Origin of the sequence: Bacillus sp. Hm123 (assembly GCF_051842975.2) — a bacterium.
In the GTDB taxonomy this organism is placed as follows: Bacteria; Bacillota; Bacilli; order Bacillales; family Domibacillaceae; genus Bacillus_CE.
Map to the genome: position 1 here is coordinate 3,252,133 of NZ_CM200277.1, position 21,528 is coordinate 3,273,660.

Here is a 21,528-nt window from a genome sequence, read left to right on the forward strand (position 1 = left end):
GGATCCTCACCTCATTAATTTTCCACCCGTAACTTCTTGTTGTATTAACTGAATAATGGTAGAAGTTTGAATTACACTGGTTTTATTCCCTAAAACAAACTGTCTAGCCCCTTCTCCTTTCATCCTCAACTCACTTTTCGGTTTATTAAGAATGGCGTGCATTTGATCATTTAAACTTTCTGCAGGATCAATGATATATAAATAGTCGTGATACTCTTGTGGAATACATTTGAGATTTGTTGTCATAAACGGTGTCCCAGAAACCATATACTCAAACGTTTTGGAAGGAAATGAATACATAGTGTATTCATCCTCAGGATTTCGTGCGTTAATTAATAAGGTCGCCCGCTTTTCATACTCAAACACTTCAGAGCGCGGCTTAAAGCCAAAAAATTTCACTCTTTTATCTCTTATTGCCAGCTGTTCAATATACTCTCTCATATCTCCATCGCCAAACAGCCAAAGCTCTAAATCCTCATCTTCCATTTGTTCAAATGCATCTAGAATATTCTTCACTCCATATTCAAAAGCGAGCGTGCCCGCATACATAACAGCCTTCTGCTTAGGAACTTCCGATAAATCCAAATCATTATTAAAAATACCTTCCATCACGATGAAAGGTTTGTTTTTAGGATTCACTTTTTGATTCATCGGCTCAGTAAATAAAACATAACCATCATATTGATGTTCAACAAAGTTCACTAGTTTCATATAAAAAGGCAATACCATTTTTTTGAACCATGGCATGTTTTGTTGCCTTTTCGAGGTCAATATATCACTTGATAGATCGGTAAAAATATTCACTCGCTTAATACGCAATAGTTTCGAAGCTACAAATATTCCTAAAGATAGGGGTGTATAATTAAAGGGTGTCAAAATCACCTTTTGCTTACTGTTACGATGTTTTATCCCCCAAGTGAACGTACGGATCATTCCTTGAAAAAAAGCGTAGACTTCTTTGGCTAATGGCAAGTTCAAATTAGATACATATTTAACCATATATTTTTGGTTTAATGGCTTTGTTTTTCTTTTAAACATTAGGGACTTCCCTTTTGGATAATACGGTTCTTGGTATAAGTAATGTAGTTCCATTTCTATCTTTTCTTTTGCTGAAAAGCCATCGACTAAAGCTTTTTCAAACATGAACTGTGCAACTTGTGAAGGTGTACCGTTGTTATGACATACTTGATTAAACCATTTCTTGTCACAAAGACTTCCAAAATATAATATATTCATGTCACACCTACGAGATTAAAGTTTTTGTTAACAGGTTTTCTTCCGTTTTTTGCTGTTGAACCTCAAGCATAGGCTTATATCCTATTTCTGCTTGAAGATATTGCTTCATTAACAAACATAGTTCCATTGGGTTAAATGGATCGAAAAATTTCCCATTTTCGTAACCTTTAAGTATTTCTTGGGAAAAACTCGTATTAGATGCCAATACAATCCCCTTATGCAAGCGCGCTTCTAACAACGGCAAGCCAAAGGTTTCAATATAAGAAGGAAACAGCAAGATCGATTTCGTATACAGATCAAATACTTCCTTTCTCGTTTTCGCTCCTTCAAAGCGAATAGGAAGCTGTTCTTCTTGTACTTGCCTATAGAGATTAGCTACATGTTCGTTTTCATTTCCATTTAAAGTGAATATAATCTCGTAATCTTGATTAGTGACACGCTTTAATTCTCGTGCAGCATCAATAATTAGCTGATGATTTTTATACTCCATCGCATTAGCTGGATAGAAAAAAGTTGTTAAGGACCGTTCATTTGGCTCAAAGTAACCGTTGACCGCTATATTAATGTTGGGCGGGATCACTTTAATCTTGCTGCTTTCAACTTGAGTTTTCTCGATACAAGCTTGCTTCATCCACTCTGTTTGCACGATGGCACGTTTAGCTTTCTTGATCGATTGAATGATGCTTCTACCGATAATATTTTGATACACCCAAAATAATCGATTGTCTCGAAAAGAAAATTTGTAATCAACAAACGGTAAAGATTGATGCACATAAAGAATTTGCTCACATTTCACTCGGGGTACTATCACATTTTGCAAAGAAAATACTTTATCAGCTTGATATCGCTTCACGAGTTGAGGGGCGATGACTTGGTCAAAATAAAAACGATGCCCCCAGCTTTTCTTAACCCATGGAAATCGCAGCACCTTGATACGATCTGTTTCTTGTAATGTTGCTGTACTAAGTACAAATATCCACTGAATATTTGTATCGTTCCTATCTAGCACTTCATGATAAAAATCATTTAATACAGACAAGGCTCCCCCGTGTTCAGCTGCAACATTAAAGACCATAATACGCATTGGTCTCACACCTTCCCCCAAACATCCCGATTAATCATCCCCGTATAACTCTGAATAATCTTCACAACCTTCACAGACACGTTCTCATCGTGGTAATCATTGGCCACATATGTCTTTTCGTTGTTCTCTCTCATCGCGCGACTTAGCTCAACTGCTTGGATGATTTCTTTCTCGGTAATGCCACCGATCACGACCGTTCCTTTATCTAATACTTCTGGACGTTCGGTGGAGGTGCGAATTAAGACGCCTGGAAATCCAAGAATGGCAGATTCTTCGGATAACGTGCCACTATCAGATAACACCGCAAATGCATGTAGCTGTAGCTGGTTGTAGTCAAAAAATCCAAATGGGCGCAATTGACGGACGAGTGGATGAAAGTGGAATCCTCGCTCCTCAATTTTTTTCCAACTGCGCGGATGAGTGGAATAAATAATCGGCAACTGATACTTTTCAGCGATATGGTTGATTGCATTCATCAACGATAAAAAGTGCTCTTCGTGATCAATATTTTCTTCGCGATGGGCTGAGATCAAAATGTATTGTCCTGCTTCTAGCTTCAAATGGTCTAGCACTGGGCTGTCGGTAATGCTCGCCATATGTTCGTGTAACACTTCAGTCATCGGTGATCCCGTCACAAAGATATGTTCTTTGCGAATGCCCTCTGACAACAAGTACCTGCGACTATGTTCCGTATAGGGAAGGTTGACATCGGATACGTGGTCGACAATTTTGCGGTTAATTTCTTCTGGTACATTTTGATCAAAGCAGCGATTGCCTGCTTCCATATGAAAAATCGGGATTTTCAGTCTTTTCGCTGCAACAGCCGACAGACAGCTGTTCGTATCTCCAAGAATGAGCAAAGCATCTGGCTGTTCTTTTGCCAATACTTCATACGATTTAGCGATAATCTTGCCCATTGTATCTCCAAGGTGTTCACCGACTGCGTCTAAATAATAGTCAGGCTCACGCAAGCCGAGCTCTTCAAAGAACACTTGATTTAATGTATAATCCCAGTTTTGTCCTGTATGAACGAGAATATGATCAAAATAGCGGTCGCACGCTTTCATCGTTTCTGATAAGCGAATGATTTCCGGCCTTGTACCGACGATCGTCATCACTTTCATTTTCGTCATATCTATACCTCCAAATAGTACGTATCTGGCTGTTCAGGATTGAAAATTTCACAAGCCCAAAATAGCGTAATCACTTCATCGTCACCGACATTTTCAATCGAATGCGTGTAGCCGGCTGGAATATCAACGACCTCTGGAACCTCGCCATCCACTTTGTATTTGATCACTTCATCCGTATCAATTTTGCGAAACTTGATGAGCGCTTCCCCTTGAATGACAAGGAATTTCTCTACCTTCGTATGATGCCAATGATTTCCTCTTGTGATTCCTGGCTTCGTCTTTGAAATAAAGATTTGTCCCATGCTGTCTGTTTTCAGAAATTCCGCGAGCCAGCCGCGTTGATCGACATTTTTCTTTAGCTTATAAGAGAAATTATCTTCTTCTAAATACGATAAAAATGTGGCATATAGCGCTCGGTCGAAATCACTTTTCAATGAAGGCATCACTAGTGTTTCTCTATTTCTCTTAAAGGCATAAAGCTTGTCAGCAAGCTCGCCAAGCGTAACTTGATAGCTGACAGGTACATAACAGAAAGTCTCCTCTCTCGTTGCCTTACCTTCTAATGCTCGTAAAAATTCGACCAACACATCATCTATGTAGCATAACGTCAGCTCTGTACTAGGATCATTCACTTGAATCTCTAAATCTCTAGCAATATTATGACAAAAAGTAGCAACGACGCTATTGTAATTTGGCTTGCACCATTTTCCAAAAAGGTTAGGCAAGCGGTAAATGTGAAATGGACTATTCATTTCGTCACCGTGAGCGAAAATAAGCGCTTCTGCCGCCCTCTTACTTTGACCATATGGATTGTCTTTTTCCGCTTGGATCGATGAAGTAAAAAGGACAGGCGCAGGGTTACTATTACTTTTTAAAGACTCTAATAATTTAACTGTGAACATGAAATTCCCTTCCATGAACTCTTTGTCATCTTGCGGTCGATTGACCCCTGCCAAATGAAAAACAAACTCACATTCCTTAGTATATTCGTCTAAAAGAGCAGGGTCTGTTTCACGCGTATATTCGAAAATGTCGGTATAGCCGTTATTTTTCAACTCCGCCACTAAGTTCTTGCCAATAAATCCGTTTGCTCCCGTTACTAGTATCTTCATGATTTCCCCAGCCTTTCAATTCTTCTTGGATAAACTCTAGCGTCAGCAACTTCTGTTTCACTTGTTCGATAGTTAACCGCTCTGTATTATGAGAGTTATATTCTTCTGCGATCATGAGCATTTGGTTTCCTTTGGCAAAGTACTTATCATAATTGAGATCTCGCTGATCAGCGGGTACTCGAAAGAATCCTTCTAGATCATTCGCTACGACATGCTCTTCTCTCGTTAGAAGCGTTTCGTATAGCTTTTCGCCGTGGCGAGTACCGATGACTTGAATTTCATTGTCTGCGTTAAATAATTCTTTAAGTGCTTGAGCTAAGTCGCCGACTGTACTGGCTGGCGATTTTTGCACCATAATATCTCCCGCTTTCGCCTGATGAAAGGCAAACACAACCAGTTCCACAGCTTCCTCTAAACTCATTAAAAACCTCGTCATATTTGGGTCGGTAACGGTCAATGGCTTCCCACTTTTAATTTGCTCAACAAATAACGGAATGACGGAACCGCGAGAAGCCATCACATTGCCGTATCTCGTCCCACAAATTAACGTTCGCTCTGGAGAAATTGTTTTCGCTTTAGCCACAAACACCTTTTCCATCATCGCTTTGGAAATTCCCATTGCATTAATCGGATAAGCGGCTTTATCCGTCGATAAACAAATCACTTTCTCAACCCCATATTCGATTGCAGCTGTTAGCACATTTTCCGTTCCGATAATATTTGTTTTCACTGCTTCAAGCGGAAAGAACTCACAGGAAGGTACTTGCTTTAGAGCTGCTGCATGAAAAACAAAGTGGACACCATGCATCGCATTTTTCACACTAGCTAAGTCACGCACATCCCCTATATAAAATTTGAGCTTGTCATTTTTATAACGTTTTCTCATATCATCCTGTTTTTTCTCATCGCGAGAAAAAATGCGAATTTCTTCAATATCCGAATCTAAAAACCGTTCCATCACCGCATGACCGAACGAACCCGTGCCACCAGTAATCATTAATGTTTTGTCTTTAAACACTTCATCTCACCCCCGCTAATACATGCTTTAACAAAATATCTGCTACTTTCCTCACATCATAATGCTGCTCCAAATATATCCTTCCGTTATCGCCCATTTCTTCTCGCAATCGTTTATTCATCGCAAGTTTTACGGCATACATCATAAAGCTATTGAGATCACCACTTTCACACCAAAAGCCACTGTTGGATTCTTCCAGTACATCCTTTAAATCTGTCTGTCGATCCGTCGCCGCTAACACCGGAAGCGAGTATTCCATATAAGACAACAGCCGTGACGGAAAGTTTGGAATCGTAAACCTGTTGTCTAAAAAAATCAAACCAACATCCGCGATTTGTAACAATTGATCGTATTCCTCTTTTGGGAGATAAGGCAACAACGTGACATGTTTGTTATTGAGTACTTGAAGCGTAGAGCGCACCTTTTCATATTCCGTTCCAGAGCCGATAATTAGTAAGTGACCAGCATCAAATTGAGCAACGACCTCTAATAAAAAGTTGATTCCTTGTGGCTTACCTAAATTCCCTCCATAAATAAATAAAGTGGAATGTGGAGGAATTTGATATTTTTCCAACAGATGGTTCTCTTTTGTTTTCCTTGTGATTCTGTTGATTGGATCAATACAATTAGGGAAAATCTCTAACTTTTTCTCATCGATCTCGTTATGCCTCGCAATATAGTCGACATTCGCTGGCGACATGCAGCCAATGTGATCCGACAGCTCATACAGCTTTTTTTCTTTATTTCTAAAATATCTCCACATTAACCCGCCTTTTTGCATTAACTCAATATCAACCGCATTTTGAGGAAAAATATCTTTCAATAGTAAATACGTCTTGCTTTGATGATGCTCCTTAAAATATCGCACCACCTTTTCAAACGTAATTGGCGGAGTTGAATACATCACTAAATCAAAATCAACGTTCCCAAAATGCTCTTGAATCGCTTGAAGATATTTCCTCTCTATACTTAAAGTAGACAACCCTTTTTCGATCACATTCGTTTTTGTGATATTCCCAGTTTTTACTTTTAATAGATAAATATAATCTTCTCTCACTAACTCTGTCGGCAAATTCTTTCTTTTCTCCCGCGGAGTCACCACATACATATGGATCCCTCTATAAGCAAGCTCTCGAACAAGATCCGTGTAAATCCCCCTCTCACTCACACTCTCCATACTCGACAACGTCAAAAACAACACATTCACCCCATCACCCTCTTCCCTCAACTAAAATCACATAAAAAAACTACTAATAAAAACGCACAAAAATGAGCTTTTATTAATAGTTTTGATCGAAAAGCGGAGCCGACTGCTCAGACACGAAAAGCAAATGACAGAATGACGGAATGGCGTTCTTCAGCCATGCAGTCAGGCTGGTATTTGACTCGAGTGTCTAGGAGGCGGAGCTGGACACTCGAAAAGCGGAAGGTGCTTGCTCAGACATGAAAAAACATTCAAAAAATGGGCATCTAACCCGACCTCACGCTATACTACCGACGACTTGCGTCTAAGGCGAGGATTCATACTCGCCCACAGTATAACCGAGTGCCTCCATTGATAATGGTGAGGAGACATTACCAGTTACTGCTTGTCTTTTAAAGAATGTTTAACGAAAATCCTCTTTTCATAAACATGTATCCCGCTCTACTTTTTGTTGTAATAATAGTCGTAGCCAACTTTCTTGCTGCTCATATTATTTAGCACGACACCAAGTAATTTCGATTGGGCTGATTGCAATACTTCCTTTGCTTTCATCGCTGTATCTGCGTTTGTTTGTCCACTGCTCACAACGAGAATAGAGGCATCACATTGGTTCGCTACCACTTGTGCATCTGTCACTAATAACACTGGAGGAGTGTCAAATATAACCACTTCATATTGTTGGTAAGCTTCTTGCATAAACTCTGCCATCATATAAGATCCTAATAATTCGGCTGGATTGGGTGGAATGGGGCCAGAACATAAAATATGTAACTGATCAAGCTGTGATGGTTGCATAGCAGCAGATAATGCTTTTTGCTTCGTTAAAACGTTCGTTAAACCCACATTATTCACTATGTTGAACGTGTGATGCATCGTTGGCTTTCGCAAATCAGCATCCACTAATAACACCTTTTTCCCTTGCTGAGCAAAGACGATAGCTAGATTGGCTGCTGTTGTAGATTTTCCTTCTCCTGGACTTGGGGATGTCACCATTAACGAACGAATTTCTTGACCGACAGAGGAAAAAGTAATATTGGTACGAATCGTACGATATTGCTCGGAAATAGGTGATTTAGGATTTAACAACGTCACTAATTTACGTCGGATGACATCAAGGTCACTTTTTTTTCGTTTGTTAAAAATCAATGGATTCACCTCTTACTAGCTTGTTTTTTGCACGAAGGTTCTTCATTTGTCCCTTAGTTGTTGCAATCTCGGAAATCATGCCAATGACTGGTAGACTAAGGACTTGTTCTACATCTTGTTCAGATTTGATCGTTTGATCTAAATATTCAAGTAAGAAAGCTAATGCCACACTGATCATGAAGCCAATAACAAAACCAATCGCAATATTTAATAGCGGCTGCGGCTTCACAGGGGCCATCTCCTTTGACCCTTCCGCTTTTGCTAAAATACTGACATTGTCGACATTCATAATTTTTATAATTTCTTTTTGAAACACAGTAGCCACTTCATTCGCTATCATCGTTGCTCTTTCAGGGTCCTGGTCTTGAACCGTAATATTCACCACTTGCGAATAGGTTTCATTTTGGACAGCAATTCGCTGATTTAATTCAGCAACTTTTACATTGAGCTTTAAATTTGCTATCACCTTGTCTAAAATCGCGGGGCTTTTAATGATGTCATTATAAGTATTAATTAATTGCAAATTTGTTTGTACAGCTGTTGAGTCGTACAACTGCTGTTCCGTTTTTGCTTGATTGACGAGCAATTGCGTAGACGTTTCATACATAGGCGTTAAAATAAAATAACTAATCACACCACTCAACAAAGTAAACAATATAGTAATGCTTAAAATTAACTTCACACGCTTCCAAATAATATTGGTCAATTCACGTAAACTAATTGTTTCCCCCATACTTTCGCCTGCCCCCAAATTTTTGATTTTCCTCTCAGCGCCGTTCATTCAAAAGAATATTTTTGTTCTTTATTTAGAACAACTTTATAAGAGGAGTATATCATAATCACTAGGATTAAATAATAGGTAGATCGGCTCATTTATTCGTTATAAAGAACGACATTCAAAATGATGAAACTTTCCCTAATTATCCACTTGTATGTGAATAAAAAAGGAGAAGATTCAATGTCACAATATACATTTGAAGCAGAAACGCCGAATTTGATGAGTTCTTTGTTGAGAACATTCACATTTAGACTTCGTTAACTTGTTTATTAATTTGTTACGAGTGATTGGCTTTTTGAGCGAGGATTAACGAAAAGAGGTGTACCCAAATCATTAGACTTGGGTACACCTCTTTTCAGATTTAAACAAGTTTGTATGGAAAGAGTATGATTATGCGGTAAACTGTAAGGAAGAGAAAACAGTCGATAGAGGGGGCCAAAAACATGAGCGAAAAAGAAATGGCAGGCATTGCCGCATCAAGCGGCATCGCGATCGCCAAAGCATTCCGATTAGAAACCCCAGAGTTCATCATTGAAAAAGTAGCAATAGTCGATACATTGGCTGAAGTGGCGCGCTTTGAACAAGCGATTGCTACAGCGATGTCGGACTTAGAAATCATTAAAGAGCATACTCGTAAACAACTAGGTGAAGAGCAAGCAGCGATTTTTGCCGCCCAGCTTCTCCTATTAAGTGATCCAGAGTTCATCCAGCCAATTAAAGAAAAAGTTACTTCCGAGCGAGTCAATGCCGAATTTGCTTTAAACGAAGTCTCTTCCACATTTGTTGACTTGTTTGAATCGATGGAAGATGCCTACATGAGGGAGCGAGCAGACGATATTGATGATGTCACCAAACGAGTATTAGCTCACCTGCTACACGTAAACTCTACTGATTTAAAGACCATTACAGAAGAAGTCATTATTGTTGCGAAAGACTTACCTCCCTCCACCACTGCACAATTAAATCGACAATTTGTCAAAGGCTTTATAACGGATAATGGTGGTCGGACTTCTCATTCTGCGATCATGGCTCGTTCAATGGAGCTTCCAGCAGTTGTTGGTACGAAAAGAGGTACGGCACGCATTCAGCATGAGGACATCGTGATTGTTGATGGAATTGACGGAAAAATTATCGTAAACCCAACAGCTCAGATGATTAAAAAATATGAAGAAAAAAAATTAGCCTACGAGGCCAAAAAAGCGGAATGGACGCAGCTTGTCCATGAGCAAACTGTATCTGCTGACGGACATCTAGTCGAATTAGGTGCCAACATCGGGACGCCAGCCGACGTGAAAGGCGCACTCGAAAACGGCGCGGAAGGCATCGGGTTATATCGGACTGAGTTTTTATACATGGGGCGGGACAGCTTTCCGACAGTGGAAGAGCAATTTGACGCTTATAAAACGGTATTAGAGCGCATGAACGAAAAGCCTGTGATCGTTCGGACACTAGATATCGGCGGCGATAAGGAGCTACCATATATCTCTCTTCCTAAAGAGAAAAACCCCTTTTTAGGATTTTGCGCTATCCGCTTCTCTTTAAGTATGCAAGACATGTTTAGAACGCAATTGCGAGCACTATTGCGAGCGAGCATATATGGTCATTTGAAAATCATGTTCCCGATGATCGCCACACTAAGCGAGCTGCGACAAGCAAAGGCGATTTTAGTAGAAGAAAAAGAAAAACTGCAAGCTAAAGGCATCAAGGTAGCGGAGCAAATAGATATCGGCATCATGGTGGAAATTCCCTCCACCGCTATCATGGCCGATCTATTCGCCAAAGAAGTTGATTTCTTCTCAATCGGAACGAATGATTTAATTCAATACACATTAGCAGCGGATCGCTTAAACGAAAACGTATCCTATTTGTACCAACCTTATCATCCGGCCCTTCTGCGCTTAATCAAACACGTGATCGATGCTGCCCACAACGAAGGAAAATGGGTCGGCATGTGTGGAGAGATGGCCGGTGATGAACTGGCGATTCCGATTCTGCTCGCATTAGGCTTGGATGAGTTCTCAATGAGCGCGACTTCGATCTTAAAGGCTCGCTCACAAATCCTGCAGCTTTCTACAGTCGATTGGAGCGAACATATTGAACATATTCTTTCAATGTCGACAGCGGAAGAAGTGGTAGCGTTTGTTAAAAGTCAATCTTGATCGAGGTACCACCCTTTATTTAGGTGGTACCTTTGTTTTTTACTGAGCTGAAATAAGTAAAGTAAGTGGATCTTCGTCACATCAAAGAAACCTGCAAACGCCAAAATAATTTGACATTATATCCCACTAATTTTATAATCAAATATGTAAAAAACTTTTTACATATGGAGGGTGTGTGATGAAAATGTTAGTGATTTATTTGCTTGTTCCAATAGTATGGGTTTTGATTATTAGCTGGTTTACCGGAAGAAAAGAGTATATGTTCCAATCAAATGATGACGAGCGAAAACAACACATTAAACAAAAAGCGATCGTACAAAGTTGGACAGCTTTGATTTTATTTTTCTTAACTAATTTCTTCATAGATTTTTTCCATTTGCATGATGAACGTTTAGATGAAGTACCTTTCGTTTTCCCTGAACTTTTATATTTACTTATTGCCCTTTTCAGCTATTTCATCTTCTTTTTTATAAACAACAAAAAAATGAGCGCTCATTAAACGTATGCAAAATAATATTCGCACTCTAAGGAAAGAACTCGGATATTCACAAGAGAAATTAGCCCATTATACTAACGTTTCTAGACAAACTATTAATGCAATTGAAAATAACAAATATGACCCTACGCTTGAATTAGCTTTCCGCTTAGCCAAAGTTCTCGGTGTAACCGTAGATACGTTATTTTTTTCTGAATAACACGACAAGAGCATGTTTTGTTTAAAACATGCTCTGTCTACTCTTTATCTAAACTCCACCGGAAAAGCATTGACGTTCACGTCGAAAATGAGCGGTAAGCCTATATAGATGGCGCCAACGATGAGGACAATCGCTATAATATTGACCCAAAAGCCGGCTCGCATCATTTCGCTAATTTTAATTTTTCCTGTGGCGAAAATGATCGCATTCGGCGGTGTACCAACTGGTAGCATGAACGCACAGTTCGCGGCCATCGAAGCAGCCATCATTAAAGCAAATGGATGAACATCAATCGCCATCGCCAATGCCGCAAGAACTGGCATAATCATCGTAGCGGTAGCAGTGTTTGATGTAATTTCTGTTAAGAACAACACGAAAGCTGTCACGAATACAATGACAAGGAATAGCGGAAATGCCTCTAATACCGTCAACTGATCACCAAGCCAAGTGGCAAGACCCGTCTCTTTAAATCCAGCAGCAATCGCTAACCCACCACCAAACAGCAAAAGAACACCCCAAGGTAAATCGCGTGAAACCGTCCAGTCTAACAACGCTCCACCTGTTCGTTTAGAAGGTAAAAGGAATAGTAATACTGCGGCGAAAATAGCAATCATCGTATCACTAATTCCCGGAATCACAATAAAGTTTTCATTTTGCCATAAAAATGTTCTCGTCACCCACATGAAAGCAGCAAACAAAAAGACTGCAAGCACAAGCTTCTCCTCTGAGCTCATTGCCCCTAACTTCTTCTTTTCTTCACGAATCAGTTCTATACCACCTGGTAACTCTTTAAATTTAATTGGAAAGGCAACATTCACTAAATAAAACCAAGTAAAAATTAACGAAATCAACACGACAGGAGCCGCCATTAACATCCAATCAGCGAATGAAACTGTCACACCGTAAAAGCTTTCAATTGCGCCCGCCATAATAATGTTGGGTGGTGTTCCGATCAACGTCCCTAATCCACCGATCGTACCTGAGAAGCCGATTCCGAAAATGACTGTTTTCTCAAACCCTTTAATATCAATCGACTGTTTTCCTGATTGTTTCACAATTTGAGCTGCTTGATATGTAATCGCTGTTCCAATCGGCACCATCATCATGACAGCCGCCGTATTCGATACCCACATCGATAAAAACCCAGTCGCAATCATAAAGCCTAGCACGATTCGTTTAGAATCAGTCCCCATCACTGCGACAATATTAATCGCAATCCGACGATGCAAATCCCACCGTTCCATCGCCATCGCAATCATAAAACCACCGAGGAATAAAAAGACCATCGGATCACCGTAAGCAGCCGTTGTTACTTTACCATCCACTGCTCCGGTAATCGGTAATAAAATCACCGGCAAAAGCGATGCGACCGGAATAGGAATCGCTTCTGTAATCCACCAAACGGCAACCCATACCGTTGTTGCGAGAACTGCTCTCGCTTCAACCGTTAATCCTTCTGGTGAAAAAAACAATTGAATCAATGTAAATAATAATGGTCCAAGGAACAAACCGCCCCATTGCACTTTCGTCATCGACCGTCTTTTATTCGGCTCATTCGGCTCTTCTTGCTTCGTTGAAGACGAATGATGTTGCATCTCTACTACGTTGCTTTCTTCTTTTGCCGAGAAAAAAAGAAGTTGTTTAATTTTATCATGTGCATTCCAACATTCTTGCCAAACCGTTGCTGTTAACTGATTCATCGGCAATCCCCCCTCTTAATATCTACTTTAAGAGTAAAGGATTCCACAGAAAAAAAGAGATTAAATAAGCAAAAAAATAGTTTTGAAAATAAAAAAAGCAAACGCTTTCATTCTATATACGATTGCACTTGATTCCGTTTTTGCTTCAAAATTCGACATCTTGTTTGCGGACGACCCACCGATCCATACGAAATTCGCTCTTCTAACACGCCGATCTCCTGCAAAAAAGATAAATATTTACGAACAGATACTCGTGATACACCTGAATGAAAGGAAATATCATCCGCTGAGAAATCGCCCTCTGTCCACTTTTCCACTGACAACCAAACAAGCTTTAACGTTTCTTTCGTCAGCCCTTTCGGCAATACTTTTCGAATCGCCTTCTTCTCTTTTGAAAAAAAGAGCTCGTCAATCTCCCCTTGATTCACTTCATCCGAACGCACATACATCTCATGTCGTCGTTGATAAGAAAGAAGGGCTTGCTGGAAACGGTCAAATTGGAATGGCTTCATTAAATAGTCTACCGCCCCGTATTGTAATGCTTTACGAACACTTGCCATATCATTTGCTGCACTAATCACAATGACATCAATGCTTTTATTCAATAGGCGAATGTTCTTCAACAACTCCAGCCCTGTCATCCCTGGCATATATATATCTAGTAAAATTAAATCTGGACGATGCGCCTGTACCTCTCGTAGAGCCGCTTCCGGCGCATTAGCAATCGCTTGCACGTGAAACCCCGGAATCGCCTCGACATACTGTTGATTAATTTGCGCAACCATCGGATCATCTTCTGCAATTAATACTTGAATCAACGCTCTCTACTCTCCTTCCTAACCGGAACATTCACTTCTATAATGGTTCCTTTTCCTTTTTCAGATGTCACATAAATTTGCCCTTGTAGCTCTTGAATCGTTTCTTTCACAAGATATAGCCCGAAGCCATGTCCTTCTCCTTTTGCAGACATGCCTTTTTTAAATGCCTCATCGACATGATCCATCCCTTTTCCGTGATCTTTCACTTCAATTGTGAGTACTTCTTCTTCATACCCGAGAAACACCGTCACTGGTCGCCCCTGCTTCGGCGTTGCCTCCAATGCATTGTCCACTAAGTTACCGATAATCGTAATTAAGTCATGCGTCAACGAAGCGCTAGAAACATTCGGCATGAAAGAATCTTCCGTTAACATTAATTCTTTCTCTTGTTCATGACAATAACTCATTTTCGCTAGTAGAAATCCGGCAACTACTGGGTCTTGAATCCGCCGTGATAAATAACCGATGCTGTCTTGATAACGCACATTCAACTCTTCAATATAAGCAGGGAGCGCATCATATCTCTCCATATGAACCATCCCTAAAATGACGTGCAAACGATTCATAAATTCATGCGTTTGCGCACGTAACGCTTCCGCATACATCTCCGTCCCACTTAATCTCTCCGCTAATTTCTTCATTTCAGTTTTATCGCGGATCGTTGCGACTGCGCCGATAATTTGATCATCTACATATAATGGAGAGCGGTTCACAAAGAAGATTACATCGTTCACTTCCACCTCTTCATCCACAATGACCTGTCCATCAGTTACCGTTTGCCCTAAATTCATCCTCGGTAGCATCGTTCGTTCGGATTGCCCAACGAAAGGCCCTGTCACACCTGCTTTTTCAAGAAGACGAACCGCTGCTTCATTCATTAATGTCACCGTGCCATGACGATCTACCGCCACAATCCCTTCATGGGTAGATTCAATCAATATCTCTCGCTCCTCAAGCAATCTAGCAATTTCCATCGGCTCTAGCCCGAACATCACCTTGCGCACACGACGGCCGAGATATAAGGCCCCACCAACTCCGACAATTAAGCCGGCTCCTAGTCCAACATAAATCACTTGTTGTTCGGAATGAATGGCTTCCTGTATATGAACAAGTGTCATTCCAACAGCTACCGCCCCGATTTGATGCCCCTCTTGGTCCAAAACAGGGGTAAAATAACGCAGCGATTTGCCAAGTGACCCTTCAGCAATGGATAAGCCCTCTTCTCCATTTAATACTTTTTGCACATCATTCCCTTGAAAAGGTTGACCGATTTCTTCCGGGTTTGGATGAGATTTACGCATACCTTGTTGATCAAACACCGTAATGAAATCTACATTTAACTCTTTCCGCACATGTTCCACATATGGTTGAATTTGTTGCTCTTTCGCTTCATTCGCTAACCCTTCACTAACGACCGTTGACTCTGCCAATAACCTCGATGTCATCGTTACCGTCTTCTCAATTTGCTCCCTCGTTTTCTTCTCCGTCTGATGTGCGATTAACCCATTCGTAATAGCAAGCGCCAACACAACAACAACTACAACGAGACCGACAATAAGCGCTCGTAACGTCAATTTCTTCTTGATGTTCAAAATCATTTCCTCCATTAAGCAAATCCACTGACTCTATCCTCAAAATATGAGAAACTGTTACTTTTTACTTCCCTATAGTATAACACTCGTACTGTTCAAAATTATAAAGAAGATTTGACGCTTATTTTACTTATTTAAAAGGAAAAGATATCCTCAGCCAAGTCGAAAAACACGCCTTTGATTCAGCCGAAAAATGTTGAATACAAAAAAAGCATTCTGTTCTATAACAAAATGCTTCATTGTATTAGGGCTGACTTTTGTTGCAAAGACAAAACGAGGAACACCTACAAAAACAAGAAAGTAAAACTCTAGAAAAGCCCAAGGAACTTCTTTTTAAGGTGTAGATATGTCGGTGGCTCCTTATGAATATGTTGACCACTTATAATAGTTTCGGCATTTTCTTGAAAGTAGAAACGGTAATCGTCCCCCATCTGCAATTGTAATCTCTCGTATGCTTCTGCTAGATGGAAAGGGCGAGTAGTCGTGTTGTGGGCATCAGATGCGATGAAATGAGCTAAGTTGGCTTCGATGAGTTGTTCTGTCAATCGTCTAATTCTTTTTCCAAAATAACCGATATAGGAGGAAGCAGTTACTTGCGTTAAAGCGCCATTTTTGACAAGCTTGTACAATTTATCAGGATGCTCAAGGATTTCTTGATTTCGCTCGGGATGAACAATGATCGGAAGAAGTCCTTTCATCTGGAGATCAAATAATAATTTTTCCGCGTATTGTGGAATATAGCCGGAAGGGAACTCAATCAGTACATATTCGGAATTTCCGCCTACAGTAAGTAGCTCACCGTTTTCGAAATCCTCAATGAATTCTCCATACATTCGAATCTCTTGTCCAGGTAAAATCTCTACATTTATCCCTGCATTCCTTAATTCATAATTTAAGTTAGCAACGTGAAGTAAAATATCAATTTTCTTATTTTCATAGATACTATTTTTATGGTGTGGGGTCGCAACAATCTTCGTGATTCCTTGCTTCTCGGCCATTTTAGCCATCGATAAACTACTCGCATTCGATTCAGCGCCATCGTCTAAACGAGGTAATATATGACAGTGAAGATCGATCATGACATTTTCTCCTTCCCTTACTCGCTTATCACTTTTAGAGTAAACAGAAAACACACAGCTTATAGGCCGTGTGTTTTTGTCTAGGTGTCGTTAATGTTATTGAATGCCTAAATGTTGTTTCAGCATATCCGAAACGCGCTCTTTTTCTTCATCAGACACTAGGTGGTAGTAGACACCACCCATTTTTTTGCCTGTTCCTTCGATTGTTTCTTGTTGGATGTTGTTTCTAGCTGAAGCGTAATTCTTTTGAATGTTCATCATTTCGTCTACCGTTAAATTCGTTTGCACGTTCTTTTGCAGGGCACCTAAAATTTCGTTGTATTTTAACACCGATGTTATGCTAGCCCCTTTATCAAGAATGCCTTGAATCACCTGGCGTTGGCGAGCTTGTCGACCGAAATCACCTTGTGGATCTTCATAGCGCATACGTGTATATTTCAATGCTTCTTCTCCCGTTAAAGTGATCGTTCCTTTTGGGAATGTTTCACCATCATAAGTAAAAGCAAATGTGTTTTCCACTTCAATTCCACCGACAGCATCGACTAAATCTTTAAAACCATCCATATTGATTTCCACATAGTAATCAACGGGTACATCAAGAAACTGCTCCACTGTTTTTGCTGACATATCAACTCCGCCAAAAGCATAGGCGTGATTGATTTTATCTTCAGTTCCTTTGCCTACAATTTCAACACGCGTATCACGCGGAATGCTGAGCATTTTCACAGAATTTTCTTCGCCGTTAACGGACATCAGTAACATCGTATCTGATCGACCTCGGTCACCTTCTCGCTCATCGACTCCTAACAGTAACACGGTAAATGCTTCTTTATTTTTCAAGGAAACTTCTTTTTCACGTTTTTCAGATTTCTTTAGCGCATGTTCATTAACAATGCCATCTAAAGCATTGTTGATTACCGAATACGCTGCAAAAATCGCTCCTCCTCCAATGGCCAATATCACCAACAAAACAATGAGAAAAAGCCTTTTCTTACTTTTCTTCTTTCTAGACCTCGATCTTCTCTCCATCCAAGTTTTTCTCCTTTATCAATGTACGTACCTATCCTTTAGAATAGCATGAAAATGGAAAGGAGAGAAGAAGGGGGTTTTTCAATACTAACTTGTAACAAAATATTTGAATGAAGATCATTCATTCGATTCATATCATACTAATATTCTTTTCTTTATTTAAGCTATACTCCAAAATATGTATCTATTTCATTTAACAGTTTTTGCTTATTAAAGTTTCGATCATAATAGTTTCTCGAATTTGTCCCCATCTTAGTTAATTGTTCTTTTGGGCAACTTAATAATTCAACAATTGCTTTAGCAAGCTGTTCAGCGTTTCCAGCCTCGCTAACGATACCTGCGTTAGCCGCTTGAATAATTTGATTAGTTTCTCCTTGGGCTGAAGCAATGATAGGCATTCCACAAGCCATATAGGACTGAAGCTTGGCAGGGATAGTCATTGAAAACAATGGACTTTCCGTTAAACAAAGAAAAGCTGCATCACTAGCTGCTAGAAGTTCAGGAATCCGGGTTGCTGGCTGCTTTGGAATAAAATGAAACATATCAGATACATCGTGGGAATTCACTAAATCAATTAATGTTCCTTTATATCTACCATCACCAACAATATTAAATCGAATATTTCTTTGTGAATTATATCCCTTTAATAACACAGCCACCTTAGGGAGGATATCTAACCCTTGAGAAACACCAATATTACCTGTAAAAATAATATTAAATGCCTCATCATTTGGAATTTCTGCAACACTAGTTGTTTCTAGTGGTAGATAGAAATCCTCTGCATACTGAGGCCAGTACGATATTTTTTCCTGTGAAACTCCACGATTGGCGATAGAAGTGATGAAACTATTTGACGTCGTAAAGATTTTTGTGGAGCGAGAGTAAATATAATCAACCATTCTGCCTATTAAGTTTACTATCAATTGATTTTTTATTCCTGATAAGATTTCGAAGTTCTCTGGCCATAGATCTTGTACATAAAGATAGCATGGAATCTTTTTCTTCTTCGCATACCATACGCCTGGTAACGCTTGTGTCATTGGCGAAACTTCAAATATAAAGACATAGTCCGCGTTGACCCTAGTAAAAATTTTCCATAAAAAACCTGAAACTACAAAGGACACATAGTTTAGTGAAAGCATCAATGGGGTATCTCCCCTTGGTATGAGCGGGATGCGAACGATCTCAATACCGTTATATATTTCTGTTCTCTTTTTAAATAGACCGTACCCGTTGAAATATTTTCCTTGTGGATAGTTAGGAATACCTGTTATAACAGTTACTCTATAGCCTCTTTTCACCCACTCAGTACAAATATCATTGATTCGAAATTGTTCAGGGTAGAAATATTGAGAAATAACCAAAATATGTTTCTTCAATTCATCGTCCACCCTTCTTCATCATTTTTCCGTTAATATAATCGAACTTCTTAAATCTCTAACTCTATATTCCTCTTTATAATCACTCAAACTCTGATCATAAATCAAATTACCAAATACCTTATTAACAATTCTTACTTTTCTACCTATAGCAATTAAAATCGGGTTAAATACTTTAGTCAATTTAACCTGCCGACGATGGGCTTCAGCGATAAGTTGAACAAGATCACTGGTCTTCACGTACTCATAATTTTGAGGAAAAAAGAGGTCGCTCTCTTCATTATTAATAATAAGGCGAATAAACTCACAAAGATTGTCTATATGAAGCATACTTCGTTGATTGTTAATGTTAGGAAATATGGGTAGGATCTGAGCTGCTTTAGCCAATTTAGGATAATTTCCTTTAGAACCTTTACCATAAATCATCGGAGGTCTAATAATAGCAATGTCGAAATCATCGCTCCTTAAAGGCTTAATCCCTTCTTCTGCTTGAAGTTTGCTATCGCCATAAAAGTTTGCAGGGGATGGTACCGTTGTTTCATCAATGATTCTCGGAATGTTTATATCACTACTTTCACCATAAACGATAATGCTACTCATAAATACAAATTGTTTCACTCCATCTTTTTTGGCTTTTTGTGCAGCTTCTATAGTTAAATCTCGATTCACTTTATAATAGAGAGGTTCCATTTCTGGTTTTGCATCAACATGTGCTATGCCAACCGTATGAAGCACCACATCATATCCTTCAAATGACTGTTCCCTCCAACTCCCATCCCTCAAACTGATCATATCAACAGAATATTGATCAGGGTATACTGATGCCCATTCATTAAAGGCTGTTCCTATATAACTATTACTTCCTGTTATAAGTATCTTTTTCATTTTGAAATACTCTCCTCTTCAGAAGTAGCTACCTCTCTAGCTCCTTGATGAATATTAACTAAGCATTTATTAACGTATCTATCTTCACCAAATAAAATGACACCAATAGTCCTCATAATAATCTTACAATCAAGCCACAAGCTAAAATTCTCTATATAGTAAACATCAAGCTTATAACGATCCTCCAAAGAAAGATAAATATTACCACTTACTTGCGCTAATCCTGTCATCCCTGGGTTCATATTCAGTCGTTTAGAAATTTCATCCGTATAATCCACAAGAGATGCTACTCGCTCGGGTCTTGGACCAACTAGACTCATTTCTCCCTTTAATACATTTAGCAATTGTGGAATTTCATCCATTTTGCTTCTTCTAAGAAACTTCCCAACCGCCGTGACTCGATCATCATCCTTCATGACCTCTTGACCTTTCACCATGTTTTCTGAACCCGGTCTCATCGTTCGAAATTTGTAGACTTCAAAGATTTTCTTATGGAGTCCCGGACGATCCTGTAAGAAGAATATTGGACCAGGTGAAGTCGTTTTAATTAAAATAGCGACTGCTATCCATAAAGGAAGAAACAATAACAGTACAAGTAAAGAAACAGCGATATCAAAGAAACGTTTCGTCAATTTTTCCCATCTTTTACTTTGCATGACGATCCCTCTATTTCATAATCAATCAGAATTAAATATCCGTCTCTTAGTTTTATTTCCCCTTCATCTAGATTAGTTTTAGCTGCCCATATTCGGAAAATGTGATCTCCATTATAATAAAAAGCACCGGGGTATGGATGTGTGACGGCTCTTACTAATTTATCTGCTTCATCCATGGTCATATTGTTGAAAATCTCGCCGTCTTCTGGTTTTCTTCCTGGCCACTCCGTCGCTTCTGATTCATTTTGTTTTGTGAATGTAATGTCGTTATGGACGATATCCTTCCAATACTTTGAAATAAGAGAAATATGCATCTGATCCACTTGTTTATAAAGCTCTGTTGCTGTGATATTCTCCTCAAGAGGAATGATACCTTGACCAATGATATCACCAGTATCCACACCTTCATCTAGCTTAAACATCGTTACACCTGTTTCTTTTAATCCTTTAATAATCGCCCACGGAATAGCAGCCCGACCTCTGCCTAACGGTAATAGGGTAGGATGCATACCAATACAGCCATGTACAGGAGTTTGTATCACTTCTTTTCCTGCTATTTGTGACCAACCAATAATAAATAACCAATCAATTTGATAGTCTTTGAGTGCTTGAATCACTTCTTGGTCATTGATGTGATCAACTTTTAACAGTGGAGTATGATGTTCAGCAGCAAGATCATCCAGATAGATTCGACCAGACTTATTTTTCGCTTTCTCATCCTTCAGCGTGATCAGTAAGTCTAGGTTTCCGCCGATACGATATATTTCTTCCATGCAACTAAGCCCCAATTGAACACAAGTGGCAAATGCTATTTTTTTTCTCACT

Annotated in this window: 20 protein-coding genes; 3 read left to right on the forward strand and 17 right to left on the reverse strand. The window is 39.5% G+C overall.

Going from position 1 to position 21,528, the window contains the following annotated elements:
• Nucleotides 1–6: 6 nt before the first annotated feature.
• From ACSVDJ_RS17055 to ACSVDJ_RS17090, 8 genes are all read right to left on the reverse strand, one after another.
• The gene (locus ACSVDJ_RS17055) at nucleotides 7–1,236 is read right to left on the reverse strand and encodes a glycosyltransferase (protein ID WP_439167479.1); all 1,230 of its coding nucleotides are present in this window, start codon (nucleotides 1,234–1,236) and stop codon (nucleotides 7–9) included.
• Nucleotides 1,237–1,243: 7 nt separating this feature from the next.
• Nucleotides 1,244–2,320 carry a glycosyltransferase gene (locus tag ACSVDJ_RS17060; protein ID WP_439167480.1) on the reverse strand — a complete coding sequence of 359 codons (1,077 nt, stop codon included), beginning with the start codon at nucleotides 2,318–2,320 and terminating at the stop codon, nucleotides 1,244–1,246.
• A gap of 5 nt (nucleotides 2,321–2,325) precedes the next feature.
• Nucleotides 2,326–3,453, reverse strand: a complete 1,128-nt coding sequence (gene wecB, locus ACSVDJ_RS17065; protein WP_439167481.1) for a non-hydrolyzing UDP-N-acetylglucosamine 2-epimerase — start codon at nucleotides 3,451–3,453, stop codon at nucleotides 2,326–2,328.
• Between the two features lie 2 nt (nucleotides 3,454–3,455).
• Entirely contained in the window at nucleotides 3,456–4,565 is a 1,110-nt protein-coding gene (locus ACSVDJ_RS17070) for a capsular polysaccharide biosynthesis protein CapF (protein ID WP_439167482.1), read from the reverse strand.
• Entirely contained in the window at nucleotides 4,498–5,583 is a 1,086-nt protein-coding gene (locus ACSVDJ_RS17075) for a polysaccharide biosynthesis protein (RefSeq protein ID WP_439167484.1), read from the reverse strand. Before ACSVDJ_RS17075 ends, ACSVDJ_RS17070 begins: the two co-directional genes overlap by 68 nt.
• A gap of 1 nt (nucleotide 5,584) precedes the next feature.
• Nucleotides 5,585–6,790 (reverse strand): glycosyltransferase family 4 protein, encoded by a 1,206-nt coding sequence (locus ACSVDJ_RS17080; protein WP_439167486.1) that lies wholly within the window; start codon nucleotides 6,788–6,790, stop codon nucleotides 5,585–5,587.
• 438 nt (nucleotides 6,791–7,228) lie between these two features.
• On the reverse strand, nucleotides 7,229–7,930 hold the full coding sequence (locus ACSVDJ_RS17085) for a CpsD/CapB family tyrosine-protein kinase (protein ID WP_439167921.1): 702 nt from the start codon (nucleotides 7,928–7,930) through the stop codon (nucleotides 7,229–7,231).
• Nucleotides 7,923–8,666: a YveK family protein gene (locus ACSVDJ_RS17090; protein WP_439167487.1), complete on the reverse strand. Its 744-nt coding sequence runs from the start codon at nucleotides 8,664–8,666 to the stop codon at nucleotides 7,923–7,925. The genes ACSVDJ_RS17085 and ACSVDJ_RS17090 overlap by 8 nt, the downstream gene beginning before the upstream one ends.
• A 488-nt stretch (nucleotides 8,667–9,154) precedes the next feature.
• Between ACSVDJ_RS17090 and ptsP the strand changes: the two genes are divergently transcribed.
• From ptsP to relB, 3 genes are all read left to right on the forward strand, one after another.
• The gene (ptsP, locus tag ACSVDJ_RS17095) at nucleotides 9,155–10,870 is read left to right on the forward strand and encodes a phosphoenolpyruvate--protein phosphotransferase (protein WP_439167488.1); all 1,716 of its coding nucleotides are present in this window, start codon (nucleotides 9,155–9,157) and stop codon (nucleotides 10,868–10,870) included.
• Between the two features lie 178 nt (nucleotides 10,871–11,048).
• Entirely contained in the window at nucleotides 11,049–11,369 is a 321-nt protein-coding gene (locus tag ACSVDJ_RS17100; protein WP_439167489.1) for a hypothetical protein, read from the forward strand.
• Between the two features lie 4 nt (nucleotides 11,370–11,373).
• Complete coding sequence (relB, locus tag ACSVDJ_RS17105) at nucleotides 11,374–11,565, forward strand: type II toxin-antitoxin system RelB family anti-toxin (protein ID WP_439167491.1); 192 nt, start codon at nucleotides 11,374–11,376, stop codon at nucleotides 11,563–11,565.
• A gap of 44 nt (nucleotides 11,566–11,609) precedes the next feature.
• On the opposite strand, the gene ACSVDJ_RS17110 is transcribed toward relB, so the two are convergent.
• The 9 genes from ACSVDJ_RS17110 to ACSVDJ_RS17150 all read right to left on the reverse strand — a co-directional run bounded on the left by ACSVDJ_RS17110 (nucleotide 11,610) and on the right by ACSVDJ_RS17150 (nucleotide 21,527).
• Nucleotides 11,610–13,265 carry an SLC13 family permease gene (locus ACSVDJ_RS17110; RefSeq protein WP_439167492.1) on the reverse strand — a complete coding sequence of 552 codons (1,656 nt, stop codon included), beginning with the start codon at nucleotides 13,263–13,265 and terminating at the stop codon, nucleotides 11,610–11,612.
• Nucleotides 13,266–13,372: 107 nt separating this feature from the next.
• Entirely contained in the window at nucleotides 13,373–14,083 is a 711-nt protein-coding gene (locus ACSVDJ_RS17115; protein ID WP_439167494.1) for a response regulator, read from the reverse strand.
• Complete coding sequence (dcuS, locus tag ACSVDJ_RS17120) at nucleotides 14,080–15,675, reverse strand: DcuS/MalK family sensor histidine kinase (protein WP_439167497.1); 1,596 nt, start codon at nucleotides 15,673–15,675, stop codon at nucleotides 14,080–14,082. The genes ACSVDJ_RS17115 and dcuS overlap by 4 nt, the downstream gene beginning before the upstream one ends.
• A 308-nt stretch (nucleotides 15,676–15,983) precedes the next feature.
• Nucleotides 15,984–16,754 (reverse strand): tyrosine-protein phosphatase, encoded by a 771-nt coding sequence (locus tag ACSVDJ_RS17125; protein ID WP_439167499.1) that lies wholly within the window; start codon nucleotides 16,752–16,754, stop codon nucleotides 15,984–15,986.
• A 96-nt stretch (nucleotides 16,755–16,850) separates the two neighbouring features.
• Complete coding sequence (locus ACSVDJ_RS17130) at nucleotides 16,851–17,717, reverse strand: LCP family glycopolymer transferase (RefSeq protein ID WP_439167923.1); 867 nt, start codon at nucleotides 17,715–17,717, stop codon at nucleotides 16,851–16,853.
• A gap of 230 nt (nucleotides 17,718–17,947) precedes the next feature.
• Nucleotides 17,948–19,162, reverse strand: coding sequence for a glycosyltransferase family 4 protein (locus ACSVDJ_RS17135; protein WP_439167500.1), 1,215 nt, complete (start codon nucleotides 19,160–19,162; stop codon nucleotides 17,948–17,950).
• A 21-nt stretch (nucleotides 19,163–19,183) separates the two neighbouring features.
• Entirely contained in the window at nucleotides 19,184–20,047 is an 864-nt protein-coding gene (locus ACSVDJ_RS17140) for an NAD-dependent epimerase/dehydratase family protein (RefSeq protein ID WP_439167502.1), read from the reverse strand.
• Nucleotides 20,044–20,703, reverse strand: a complete 660-nt coding sequence (locus ACSVDJ_RS17145) for a sugar transferase (RefSeq protein WP_439167503.1) — start codon at nucleotides 20,701–20,703, stop codon at nucleotides 20,044–20,046. The genes ACSVDJ_RS17140 and ACSVDJ_RS17145 overlap by 4 nt, the downstream gene beginning before the upstream one ends.
• Nucleotides 20,676–21,527 carry a formyltransferase family protein gene (locus tag ACSVDJ_RS17150; protein ID WP_439167505.1) on the reverse strand — a complete coding sequence of 284 codons (852 nt, stop codon included), beginning with the start codon at nucleotides 21,525–21,527 and terminating at the stop codon, nucleotides 20,676–20,678. Before ACSVDJ_RS17150 ends, ACSVDJ_RS17145 begins: the two co-directional genes overlap by 28 nt.
• Between the last annotated feature and the right edge of the window lies 1 nt (nucleotide 21,528).